The sequence below is a fragment of the Streptomyces sioyaensis genome (assembly GCF_004122735.1).
GTDB lineage: Bacteria > Actinomycetota > Actinomycetes > Streptomycetales > Streptomycetaceae > Streptomyces > Streptomyces sioyaensis.
Map to the genome: position 1 here is coordinate 42,278 of NZ_SDIF01000041.1, position 12,413 is coordinate 54,690.

At 68.4% G+C, this 12,413-nt stretch carries 9 protein-coding genes; all 9 read right to left on the minus strand.

Going from position 1 to position 12,413, the window contains the following annotated elements:
- Positions 1 to 38 precede the first annotated feature (38 nt).
- Positions 39 to 968, minus strand: a complete 930-nt coding sequence (locus EST54_RS16525; RefSeq protein ID WP_129248397.1) for a TauD/TfdA dioxygenase family protein — start codon at positions 966 to 968, stop codon at positions 39 to 41.
- A gap of 300 nt (positions 969 to 1,268) precedes the next feature.
- A complete protein-coding gene (locus EST54_RS16530) occupies positions 1,269 to 2,105 on the minus strand; it encodes a carbohydrate ABC transporter permease (protein WP_129248398.1) in 837 nt (278 codons plus the stop codon).
- Between the two features lie 57 nt (positions 2,106 to 2,162).
- Positions 2,163 to 3,110, minus strand: coding sequence for a carbohydrate ABC transporter permease (locus EST54_RS16535; protein WP_167511552.1), 948 nt, complete (start codon positions 3,108 to 3,110; stop codon positions 2,163 to 2,165).
- A 59-nt stretch (positions 3,111 to 3,169) separates the two neighbouring features.
- A complete protein-coding gene (locus EST54_RS16540) occupies positions 3,170 to 4,429 on the minus strand; it encodes an ABC transporter substrate-binding protein (protein ID WP_129248399.1) in 1,260 nt (419 codons plus the stop codon).
- 202 nt (positions 4,430 to 4,631) lie between these two features.
- Positions 4,632 to 4,769, minus strand: a complete 138-nt coding sequence (locus EST54_RS34070; protein WP_154074021.1) for a hypothetical protein — start codon at positions 4,767 to 4,769, stop codon at positions 4,632 to 4,634.
- A 343-nt stretch (positions 4,770 to 5,112) separates the two neighbouring features.
- Positions 5,113 to 6,561 carry an NACHT domain-containing protein gene (locus tag EST54_RS16545; protein WP_161989294.1) on the minus strand — a complete coding sequence of 483 codons (1,449 nt, stop codon included), beginning with the start codon at positions 6,559 to 6,561 and terminating at the stop codon, positions 5,113 to 5,115.
- A 386-nt stretch (positions 6,562 to 6,947) separates the two neighbouring features.
- Positions 6,948 to 7,262, minus strand: coding sequence for a hypothetical protein (locus tag EST54_RS16550; protein ID WP_129248401.1), 315 nt, complete (start codon positions 7,260 to 7,262; stop codon positions 6,948 to 6,950).
- Positions 7,263 to 7,467: 205 nt separating this feature from the next.
- Positions 7,468 to 7,818, minus strand: a complete 351-nt coding sequence (locus tag EST54_RS16555; protein ID WP_129248402.1) for a toxin-antitoxin system YwqK family antitoxin — start codon at positions 7,816 to 7,818, stop codon at positions 7,468 to 7,470.
- 2 nt (positions 7,819 to 7,820) lie between these two features.
- Positions 7,821 to 12,413: toxin glutamine deamidase domain-containing protein (locus EST54_RS16560; RefSeq protein ID WP_244942537.1), on the minus strand; the 4,593-nt coding region annotated here is incomplete at its 5' end.

The window sequence follows — 12,413 nt, forward strand, 5'->3', positions numbered from 1 at the left end:
GACGCGGGCGTCGGGCGCGGTAGCTGTGCCGCGCCCGCTCAATGGGGACGATCGCCCGCGATGGCGACCCGTTCGGCGACCCGGCGGTGCGTCCCGTAGTCGTTGACCGCATAGTGCTGGGTGGCGCGGTTGTCCCAGAACGCGATGTCCCCGGCCTGCCAGCGCCACCGCACCTGAAACTCCGGCACCTGCGCCTGCTGGAACAACAGCCGCAACAGCCGGTCGCTCACCGCCTCTTCCAGGCCGGTGATCCGGGTGGTGAACGACGCATTGACGAACAGCATGCGCCGCCCGGTCTCCGGGTGCCGGCGCACCACCGGATGCTCCACGGGCGGGAACGTGGCCTGGAATGGCGCGAGTTGAACCGCCGAGCAGAAGCGCGCGAAGCCCGGGAGATAGTCGTGCACCGCCCGTGCGCCGTCGATGCGCTCCCTGATTTGCCTGGGCAAATTGTCGTATGCCGCCGCCATATCGGCCCACAGGGTGTCGCCGCCCGAGGGCGGGACCTCGCGCAGCTGCAACACCGCACCCATGGCCGGACGTTCCCGGAACGTGACATCCGTGTGCCATACGTTCTCGAAGGTCGGGGCGCCGCCGGCCGCCTTGTCGAACCGGACGACATCCTTCGAATCACCCTGCGCCAGCAACGGATTGCTCTCCAACTCCCCCCAATTGCTTGCGAATTCACGTTGTTCCCCGGAGGTCAGATGCTGCCCCCGGAAGAACAGCACCTTCCACTCCAGCAGCGCCCGGTTCAGCTCCGCGCGCAGCGCCCCGGACAGCGGCCGCGACAGGTCCAGTCCACGGATTTCGGCCCCGATGGTGGCTGCCTGCGGTACGACCTCGAACCGTTCGTACGGCCGCTCCGCCCAGCCGTCAGGCGTACGACGCAGGATGCGCCGCCCTTCGTACAGGCCGTCGGCGGGGATGCGGTGGGGGCGCAGGACGGGCAGGGGTGTGGTCGTCAACGGGTCCTCCTGGAAGGCGAGAAGGCGAGGGGAGGGGAGGGAGGGGAGGGAGGAACGCGCAGCCGGCCGGCGGGCTCAGGCCGTCAGGCGTCAGGCTGTGGGACGCGCGGCCCGTCAGACCCTCAGGCCGTACAGGAACAACAGGCCGGGGGAGACCCCACCCGGCCGCGGCGGCGCAGGAACCTCATACCGCGGGGCGCGCACTCGCCGTGGGGAGCGCGACGGCGCGGCTCCACCTCACGGACGTCCGACTGCGTGCTCATGCCACGCACCGTACCCCATACGCCGGCCGCCGACGCCTCAGTCGTCGATCCCGCTGCGCTCCACCCCCGCGACGATGTACCGCTGGAGCAGCAGGAACACCACCACCAACGGGGCGATGGAGACCGCCGCGGCCACGAACAGCTCATGCAGATTGAGGTTCTGCGCGGTGGTGAAGGTGGACAGCGCGACCTGCACCGTCCAGGCCTCCTGGTCCTGCCCGATCACCAGCGGCCACAGGAAGGCGTTCCACGCGCCGATGAAGACGATGGTGCCGACGGCGGCGAACACCGGGCGGGAGTTGGGGACCACGATGCGCCAGTACGTCCGCCAGTAACCGAGCCCGTCGACCCGCGCCGCATCCTCCAGCTCCTTGGGGAAGCCGAGGAAGTACTGCCGGAAGATGAAGCAGGCGAAGGCGCTGAACAGCGTGGGGATGACCAGCCCGCGCAGCGTCGAGAGCCAGCCGAGCGTCGACACCAGCACAAAGCTCGGGACGAACGTCACGGCCGCCGGGACCATCAGCGTCCCCAGGATTGCGTAGAAGACGGCGTTGGCGTGCCGGTACGGGATCCGGGCCAGGCCGTATCCCGCGAGCGAGGCCGGCAGCAGCGTGCCGACGGTCGTCGACACCGCGATCAGCGTCGAGTTGAGCAGTGCCCGCCCCAGGGGGAGGTTCGGGTCCCGGAAGACCTCGGTGAGGTTCGACCACTGCGGTGCGTGCGGCAGGAACGTCCAGTCGGGCGCCGTGATGTCCCGCTCCGTGGCCAGACCGTTGCGCACCAGGAGGTAGAAGGGGATGAGGAACAGCAGCGCGAGGGCGATCAGGACGACGACCCGCAGCGCCCGCCCGGCCCTGGTCAGCGCGTCATGCATGGGTGCTCCCTGAGTGCTCCGTCATGCATCGGTGCTCCATGAGTGCTCCACGGGTACTCACTCCTCCTTGCGGCCGAGGCCGAACCAGCGGGCCTGCACCACCGTCGCCACCGCGATGATCAGCGCCAGAATCACCGCGCCCGCGCTGCCCAGCCCGAGATTCTGATCCCGGCCGAGCGCCGTGTAGTAGAGGTAGACCAACGGCGGCCGGGCGTACGGCGGATAGCCGCGCGCATCGCTCAGCAGGTTGTAGAACTCGTCGAAGGCCTGGAACGCATTGATCACCAACAGCAGCACCACCGCCACGGAGGTGGCGCGCAACTGCGGGAAGGTGATGTGCCGGAAGGTCTGCCAGCCGGGCCGCGCCCCGTCCACCGCCGCCGCCTCGTACAGCTGCGGTGAGATCCGCTGCAGCCCGGCCAGAAACAGGATCATGTAGAACCCTGCCTGCAACCAGAGCCGTACGGTCACGATGACCAGCCAGTACCAGGGCGGATCGGTGGTCGACAGCCAGGCGGTCTGGTCCGCGCCGAACCACCCCAGCACGGTGTTGGCCAGCCCGAACCGCACCCCGCTGAAGAGCGACAGCTTCCAGATCACCGCCGCGACGACATACGAGCAGGCCGTCGGCAGGAAGAAGACCGACCGGAAGAACGCCTGGGCGAAGCGCAGCCGGTTCACCATCAGCGCCAGCGCCAGCGACAGCGCGTAGGTGGCCGGCACGATGAACGCCGTGAACAGCGCGAACGTCCCCAGGCTGCCGAGAAAGGCCTGATCGCGCAGCATCGCCGTGTAGTTGCCCAGTCCGACGAAGTCCGCGCCGGAGGGACTGACCGTGTTGTGCGCGTCGAAGAAGCTGAGGTAGACGCTCCACACCAACGGCACGTAGGTGAACAGCCCCAACCCGAGGGCGAACGGTCCGACGAAGACCCAGAACCACAGATTCCGCCGCTGGGGACCGAGCAGCCGGGCACCGAACGAGGGGCGCGGGACGGCCGGTGTCACGGCGGTCGCGGGGCGCCGCGTGGTGGCGACCGCCGCCGCCACCCCTTCGGTCCCCTCCGTCACTTCTTCCTGACCCGCTGGAGCTCGGCATTGACCTTGCGCACCACGCTCTTCAGCTCACTCTCCGGGTTGGCGCCGCCCTTGATGATCCGGCTCAGCGCGTCCTGGTAGGCCGTACGGTCCGCCGTCGTCCACAACAGCGGCTCGGCATGGCCGTGATCGGTCACGAACCGCACCGCGTCCGCCGCCGGACCCTCCCGCAGCTGCGCGGCCTTCCTCGCCAGCGAGAGCCGGGCCGGGATGTGGAAGCCGTACGACAGCGCGAAGTCCTGCTGGAAGTCGGTCCGGTCCACCCACAGCCACTTCGCGAAGGCCTTGGCCTCCTTGATGTGGCTGCTCCGCGCGCTCACCGCCGAGCCGTAGGCGCCCACCGGAACGGACGGTTCCCCGCCGCTCCCGTCCTTCGGGAACGGCAGCACCCCGAAGTCGTCCCCCAGCGCCTTCTTGATCTGCGGCAGCGCCCACAGCCCGGACCACTGCATCGCGGTCAGCCCCTGGAGGAACGCCGCCGGATCGGACCAGTCCGTGGGCGCCCCCAGCAGCAACGACTTGTCCGCGTACAACTGCCGGATCTTCCCCAGCACCCGGGCCGCCGCCGGATCGTCGAACCCGGCCTTGCCGTCCACATCGATCAGGCTCAGCCCGGCGGCGAACAGCGGCGTCCCGCCGAGCACGCCGACGCCGCCGTCGTTGCCCAGGAACAGCCCCTTGGTCTTCTTGCCGCTGAGCTTCTTCGCCCCGTCCACCAGCTCATCGAGCGTCTGCGGCGGCCGGACCCCGGCCTCCTTCAGCAGGCTCTTGCGGTAGTAGAGCAGCTGCATGTCGACGGTCTGCGGGATGCCCCAGACCTTGTCCTGCCAGATCTTCGGAGTGAGTACGGCCTGGTGGAAGTCGTCCTTCACCGGCTCGACCTCGGCGGTCAGATCGACCACCTGTCCGCTCTGGATCTGGTCCAGCAGCGGCCCGTTGACCTCGAAGACATCCGGCCCGGAGCTGGTCAGCAGCGCGGCCGCGGTCTGCCGGTCGTAGTCGCCCGGCCGCCACTGCACCCGCACCTCGGCCTTCTTGTACGCGGCGGCATACCGCTGCACGGCCTGCTGGGTGCCCGGCTCGCCGTACTGGTGGTACCACTGGCTGATCCCCGGCCCCGAACCACCGCCGCCCCGCCCGGTGTTGGACCCGCAGGCCGTCGCCACCGCCGCGGCCAGCGCGACCCCACCGCCGGCCGCCAGCAGTCGCCGTCTGTCGATCTCCGTCATGGCACGTCGCCCCCTGCGCTCGTAACCTCCCGGTGATCACCGATCACCGACGGTGCGACCGTCCACTCTGCCGCACGGGCGTGACGGGTGCATTGCATCCGGACGAATCCGGCGGCCGGGCCGGCCGAGTGGCCCCGCCGGGACGGCCGGCAGGGGGCGGGCGGTGGTTTGTCCCGGCGGGGGCGTTGCTGCCGTACCGCCGCTACCGGGCGTCCTCGTCGTCGTCCCCCTTCTCGTCGTCGTTCTCGGGCCTCTCGTACGGCTCGCCGCCGGAGTACGCGGGTTCCATGAACACCGAGGTGTAGTCGGGCTTGGCCGGGCGGGGCAGGGACGGATTCATGCGGTCTCCGGTCTTGTGGCTGTACACAGCAGGGTGGTGGTGGGGGAGCGCCGTCCGCGCTGCCGGCCGCCTCGGCCCGGTTCCTGCGGCAGTCCGGCGCGGGACGGCCGCCGGGCGCGGAAGCGACGAAGCCGGCTGCGGACGGAGCACTTGGCGGGTTGCCGCAACGAGGTCCGGACCGTGCCGAACGGCGTCCGTACCGAACGGTGTCCGTACAGAACGGCGTCCGCACGCGGCACGACCTGCGAGAAGTATCCCCTCTGCTGACAGTAGCTGGTTCTGCGACGGGATGAATTCCCGCCGGTCCGGCCGGCTGTAACGGGGACGCGGGGCGGAGCCCGGATCAGGAGGTGATGGCCTGCCGGTAGAGCGCTCCGCGCTGTTGCGGCGTCATGCTGTCGGCCCGCTGCGAGAGGTGGTCCTGGAAGGTCTTGTGGATGAAGGCCACACCGTCTCCCGAGCGTCGCAGGAGGGCACGTTCACAGGCGAAGCGCACGAAGTCCTTGCGCAGGTAGGGGAAGAGGGAGGTGTACTGGGCCAGACGGAGGGTGGCTTTGTAGAGCAGGCGGGACGGTGAGGTGGAGGAGATGAGCTTCAAGTACACGATCTGCACCTTCACAGTCGTCAGCAAGAGCCGGCTGCCGCTGTGCACTTGCTCCAATACCTCGGGCGAGGCCTGGAGCATGACCCGCAACGGGTCGCTCGGGTAGAGGACCGTGACCTGGTACTTGCGCATTTCCCTGGCCATGAGGAGCAGGCGGCCCTCCACCTGGTCGACGCTGAATCGCGGTGGTTTGTGGTCTCCGCGCAGCGTGCGGTCCCGGGTGACCATCCGTGTCAGAAAGGCGTCGTAGACCAGCCCGCGCCGTTCTTCCAGGGTGCCGGCGCTGCGGACCGCGTGCTCGTCCACCCCGGAGTAGGCGAGCACGGCGACGCCGAGCATGAGGGGGGTGGTGAGCAGCTCGGCGAGGTCGGGGTCGGCCGCGGCCGCCGCGCGTAATCCCCGCACCCGGGCTCCTGCCTCACGCAGAATGCCGTGCACGACGCTGACCGGCAGCGGCTGCACCGTCACGGCGCCGTTCACGGTGAGCCGCTGTGACAGGAGCTGGTAGTCGATGAGGCGACACGAGACGGCGATGGCGCACTGCGGATATCCGTCGGCGGAAATGAAGGCGTTGATCCTGGAGACGCATTCCTCTTGCCGCTCCAGGTCCACCTCGTCCAAGCCGTCAAGAATGAAGCAGATTTTCCCCTGCGCCAGCAGAGTGCGGGTGACGCCGGCGGATGTCCGGTATCGATGGTGGAGTTCTGAGATCAGCCAGTCGTCCAGCGGGCCGCCGCGCCAGTTGGTCAGGAGCAGGAACACCGGGACGGGCGCCTCGGCGTCGGCCCGGGCCTCTTCGATAAGAGCGGACGTCAGTTCCAGCAGATGCACCGTCTTGCCGGCGCCGGGCGCGCCGAGTACCAGCAGTTGCTGGTCATGCTGCTCGAACATGGTCCGCAGGGCGGTGTCGGTGGGAAGTGGCGTGCCGGCCTCGATGGTGAGCTCGCCCGACCCCCATGGGTCATGGACGGCGGACGGAAAGTCCTGCAGACCGACTTCGAGGCGGACGGCTTCGGTCAAGCGGAATTGAAGGCCGTTCGTCCAGGTGCGGTGCACTTGGTGGATCAGCGCCTTACGCCCTCGCTGCAATTGCCCGGCATCCGCCTCCGCACGGTCCGAGGAGTCCGCCAGCCGTGCTCGGAGGTGCCGAATGTAGAGGGCCGCCCCCGCCAGGATCAGAGCCAGCACGCAGGCAACTGTCACCCGCCGCGGACTTTCCCCCACGACGGATTTCAGTACGTCCGGAAACAGCCCCGCCGCCGTCTCCAGGCAGAGGTAGAGAACGAAGGCGATGAACAATCCCCCGGCGCCCCACGCCAGACGCCGATGCCCCGGCCGCCGTCCAGGTCTCCCCATCATGCCCCCACAGTGCTCATCGTCAGCGCAGACGATAGCAACGCACGTACGGTCAACTTGCGTTGTTGGAAACAGAGTTCGCCGACATTTTCTGTGCGTTCCAGGGGTGGGGGACGCGTCGGTCCCTCCCGGGCGGGAAGCGGCCGTTCCAGCAGTTCACGCCGCGGCGCTCGGCCGGCGCCGCACCGGTCTCGGCAGGCGCAGGGCGGGCCCCGGGTTCACGAACTCAGGCGCTGCTGTCGGTAGAGCGCGATGGCCGCTTCGGTGGGGAAGTTGGGGACGGTGACGGTTTCCCCGGTGTCCTTGGACACCACGATCTTCGCCCCACCCGGCGGTGCCGGCAGCGGATTTCCCGCCGCGTCGGTCTCCGTGGCCCGAGGGAAGGTGGCGTACACCAGGTAGCCGATGTCGAACTCGTGGACGTGCAGGGGAGCGGGCGAGCCGTCCGGCAGTTTGGGCTGGGCGTAGCGGCTGCGGACGATGGCGAGCGCTTGCTCAGGGGTGCTCGGCGGCGTGGGAACGTCCTGGGGCATAACGGTTCTCTCCTGATCCATGCAGATCAACGCAGGGCAATGCAGTCAATGCAGGTCAACGCAGGTCAATGCAGGCCAACGCAGATCCATGCAGGTCTATGCGATTCTCGCGGCGCGGCGGCTCGCTCACCGGATGGCTGGAGCAGTCGGTGATCAAGACGCGAACGACCTGTTCTCCGTCAAGACGCGAATGACTTTCCCTCCGTCAAGACGCGAACGACTTGTCCTCCGTCAGATTTCCGTCCTTGTCCCATCGCCGGCGATGAGTTCGCCTGCCCTGCGGGCTGAAGACCGAGTGCTCGGCCAGCTGGCCATTGGGGTGCCATTTGCGCCAGTCTCCGACGGCCAGCCCGAATGTGGCCTGACCTTCGTTCTTCTTCGTGCCGTCGGAATACCACTCGGCCTGCGGCCCAGAGGGAACTCCCTCGACGTAGGAGATTTCTGCGATCACTCGGCCCGCGCCGTCCCGGTGGACGACTTCGCCCGTGAAGAGTTCATCTTCGTAGTGGACGCGCATGTCGTCGTCCAGGTAAGAGTCTTCGTATTCGATGCGCATTTTTAATCCGTTACGGGAGGTATCTGGTTTGACTCGTCCTGGCGCCGGTAATCCCCAATCGAGTACTGCTGGCGACCGCCGTAGCTCGGTACGTCCCTGAGCATCCCGTTGCAGTTCGGGCAGGCTGGCGCTGATTGGCCGGGCAGGTGGATGATGTTCCCCTTGTTCTTCCCCTTCCCTCGCTTGTCTTCGATCCATCGCGGGTCGAATCGCATGTCATTCAGTGTCTCACGGCTCAGCGGGGGCGGGGTCGAGTCATCCCCGTGGGCGTCGCGCCATTCCTTCTCCAACTGACGTTGACGGGCCCACAGCAGCTCGTTCACGGCCTTTACCTCGGCGTGCCGCAACGGATCGTCGAAGTAGGCCCTCCCGGTAAAGACCATCTCCGAGTTCGGGATCACCTTGCCGTTTTCGTCCCGCTCCGCGGTGCCGTCCGCTGCGAGCTTGTTGCCCATCCGGATTTCATTCTCCGACGCCATGATCGGATGCATCCAGGTGGCCAGGCCCAGGTAATTGTCCCGCAGGAGCGGATGCAGGTTCTCAAGATCGATGACGTCCGTCAGCGCACCGTTGAGACCCTCAGTGATCATTCCGGTGCGCCGGTCGATCGCCAGGGCCGAACAGGGCCCCTCAAGCGGCGACCGCATTTCGGCGTGCCTGATTGCCCGCGCCTCGGAGAGTTCCTGCAGGTAATCCTTGACGGATTTCCCGTCGATGCTGGTGATCAGGCCATCGTCGTCGACGTGCACGCGGTCCGTGTCGTCCAGATCGATCTGTTCGACCAATCCACCACGACTCTTGTCCTCCACGCCGGAGTCCAGGTCATGGGTGTCAGGCGTGTCGCCGGGGTCGATCGCGTCCGGCAAGTGGGGCGGCTCGTCGACGGGGACATCACTTGCCGACGGCGCCTTGTAGCGCTCGGCAGGATCATCACCCGCGTCGTGCTCATGCTCGTGGCTGTCGCTGTCGCTGTCGTTGGTGGTGTGGCTGTCGTTGTCGCTGTTGCTGTCGTCGTCGGCGTCGTCGTGTTCGACCGACGGGTCCGGCTTCCCTGCCGGGTCGGCGGGCGCCTTGTGTTCCGGTGCCTCGTGTGCGGGATCGTGGTGGTCGCCGGCAGGGGAGGCCGGTGCGTCCGGGCGAGGGCGATCACTGCTGTCCGCGGCCGGGGTGTCCGCGGCCGGGTCGTCGGTGGGCTTGCCGTACAGCCATGGGTTCTGGTCGTGGCGGAGCGCATCGGCGAGGTGGTGGGAGACGTCCGCACCACGGTTGTCGGGTGTGCTCTCGCGTCCGCCCGTAGCGGCGGGTGACTGCTGCTGATCGGTGGGCGAGTGCTCGGGACGCGTCGCCGCCACCTGGTCGACAGGTGGGTTCGCCGGATCACTGGAGGTGTGGTCGGTGGGATTTGAGGGGGTGTCCGCAGGGTCGCCGGCAGAGCCGTCCGCAGAGCCGTCCGCAGAGCCGTCCGCAGAGCCGTCCGCGGTGCCGTCCGCAGTGTCGTCAGCCGTTTCTTCGGTCTGCGGGTCTGCCTGTGGGTCTGCGGTGTGGTCGGGCTTGTTCTCGGTCTGTGGGTCTGCGGTGTGTTCCGGCTTGCTGTCGGTCTGCTCGGAGGGGGTGCCGTCCGGCTTCGCCACCACGTGATCGGCGTGCAACGGCTGGCGGTTGGCGTCGAGGGGGATGTGCCAGACGTGCGCTGCCTGGGAGATGTGGAGGGGGTCGTGGCTGACCTGCCCGGTCTGCGTGTCGATCCAGATGACCTTGCCGTGGTAGTTGACGGCGTTGAAGGCATGGCCGCCGCCGTTGTTGGGCCAGTCGACCTGGACGATCGCTGCTGCTCCATGACCGGCCTGCTGCAGGTCATGAGCGATGCGGGCTGGGGTGTTGGGGTCGTTGCCCGCGCCGGCATAGGTATGGGTGGCGCCGCTCCAGCGGATCTGGTTCTCGTTTGCGTTGTTCTCCGGAGACCAGGTGTCCGGGTTTCCGTGTTCGTCGGTGTCGGGCGTACGGGGAGCGGAAACCTGTGGATTTCCGTACCAGGTCTCCAGGAAGGAACGGGAGCAGTCGGCGCAGTTGTTGCTGCGTCCGGGGACGGTGTTGCCGCCGTCGTTCTGGAGCTGACCCCAGGGGTCGAAGGGGTTGGCGAACTGCTGTGGCGTGCCGTCGGGGTTGCGCGGGTGCGCGTTCTCCAACAGTTCCTGGTCGTCGGGGTGCGGAGGGAGCAGGCCGCCGGTGTCCTGATCGAGGTCGTTCCGGATCGCACCGAGGCTGTTGGCATCCTCCTGCGAGTTCTGCGGGGTCGCCGCGCCCTCTTCCCCGGCGGACGGCTCGTCCTGGGAGGGCAGGTCCTGGGAAGGCACGTCCGGCGACGGCTGCGGCGGGTGGTGGGGCTGGGGCTGCGGCTGGTGCTGGGGTTGAGCGTTGGGGGTCGGTTGCTGTGGCTGCTGCTGCGGTTGCTGTTGCTGCTGGGGTGCTTGCTGTTGTTGGGGTACTGCCTGCTGCTGTGGCTGCTGCTGGTTCTGGGGCGCCTGCTGCTGCGGGCTCGGCGGCTGCGGCGTGGGCTGGGGCTGTTGGGTGTACGGGTTCTGCTGTTGGTGGGGCTGGGGGAACGGGCCAGGCTGCTGCTGCGGAGTCTGTTGCTGCGGCGGCTGGGTGTAGGGGGTTTGCTGCTGCGGCTGTTGTTGCGGTTGCGGTTGCTGGGGCTGGGCGTATGGGTTCGGCTGAGACTGCTGCTGGGTGTAGGGGTTCGGCTGTTGTTGGTGCGGCTGGGCGTGTGGGCCCGGCTGCTGTGTCTGCGGGTACGGCCCTGGCTGCTGGTGCGGTTGCTGGGCGTACGGGTTCTGCTGCTGGTGGGGTTGCTGATACGGCCCGGGCTGCTGCTGGGCGTAGGGGCTCTGCTGGTTGTGGGGCTGCTGCGGAGCCTGCTGGTGAGGTTGCTGCTGGGCGTGCGGTTGCGCCTGCTGGTACTGCTGTGGGTGCTGCTGGTACGGCGAGGGCTGCTGCGGATGCTGCTGGTTGTACGGGCTCGGCTGCTGTTGGTGGGGCTGTTGGTACGGCCCAGGCTGCTGCTGGTGCTGAGCCTGCTGTGGGGGCTGCTGCTGGTACGGCGAAGGCTGCTGCGGCGCCTGCTGGTACGGCTGCTGCTGGTGGGGAACCTGTTGGTAGGGCGCGGGCTGCTGCGGGGGCTGCTGCTGGTGCGGTGTGGGCTGCGACTGCTGGTGGGGCGCCTGCTGGTACTGCGGGTGCTGTTGCTGCTGGGCGTACGGGTTTTGTTGCTGTTGCTGTTGCTGTTGCTGTTGCTGGGCGTGCTGCGTCTGCGGGTTCTGCTGCTGGTTCTGTGGGTGTTGCTGGGGCTGGGCCTGGGGGACGTAGGGCTGGCGGTTGGCGTCGAGGGTGAGGTGCCAGACGTCTACGCCCTGAGTGTGGATGGGCTGGGCGCTGACCTGACCGGACTGCGCGTCGACCCAGACCACCTTGCCGTTGTGGTTGACGGCGTTGAAGGCGTGGGACGAGCCGTCCTTCCACGCCACGACGATGATGGCTCCGGCGCCTGGCCCGGCGTTGTGCAGGTCCTGGGCGACGCGGGCGTAGCCCTCGGCCGTGTTCCCGGAGTGGCGCAAGGGCGTGTTGGCCCAGCGGTTGATGTTGTGGATTCCGCTGCGCTCGCCCGTACGGCGGTCGAGGCTGCCGTCGGGGTTGGTGTCCCAGGTACGCGGGGCGGACACCTGCGGATTGCCGAACCAGGTCTCCAGGAAGGAACGGCTGCAGTCGACGCAGTTGTTGGAGCGGCCGGGGATGACGAGGCCGCCGTCGTTCTGGAGCTGCGCCCAGGGCTGGAAGGGGTCCGGGTGACGGACCGGGGTGCCGTCGGGGTGGCGTGGTACGGCATCGGCCAGTAGTTGTTGGTCGATGGCGCGGGCCGGAAGCAGGCCCTGGGGGCCGCCCTGGAGGTCGTGGCGGATGCGGTTGAGGGAGTGCGGTGCGTCGGCCGGGAGGCCGTTGGACTGCTGCTGAGGAACGTGTGGCGGCGGCGGAGCCTGCTGGTGTTGGGCCTGCTGAGGGTGCTGCTGGTTCTGGTGGTGCTGAGGCTGCTGGTGTGGCTGTTGCACCGGCTGCTGCTGGGCGTGCTGCTGTGGGGCTTGCTGGTGCGGCTGCTGGTTGTGGGGTTGCTGCGGGGCCTGCTGCGGCTGTGTGTACGGCGTCTGAGCCTGCTGTTGGGGCGGCTGCGCGTACGGGTTCTGCGGTGCCGGCTGCTGTGCGTAGGGGTTCTGCGGTGCCGGCTGCTGCGCGTAGGGGTTCTGGGGTGTCGGCTGCTGCGCGTACGGCTGCTGGTAATTCGGGTGCTGGGGCTGCTGGTTGGGGTGCGGCTGGTAACCCGGGTCGGCAGGGTACGGCGGCGTGTCCTGGTGCGGTGCCGAGGCCTGGTCGGTGGTGGTGGCGTCGTTGTGCGGGCGGGAGGCGTCCGGCCCCGATGGGTCGGGGCGGGTGCCGTCCGGGTGCGTCCCCTCGGGGCCCGTGCTCTCAGGACGGGAGCCGTCGGGACGGGTGTCCTGAGGGAGAGGGCCGTCCAGGCGGGGGTTGTGCGGAGGGCGTTCGGGGGT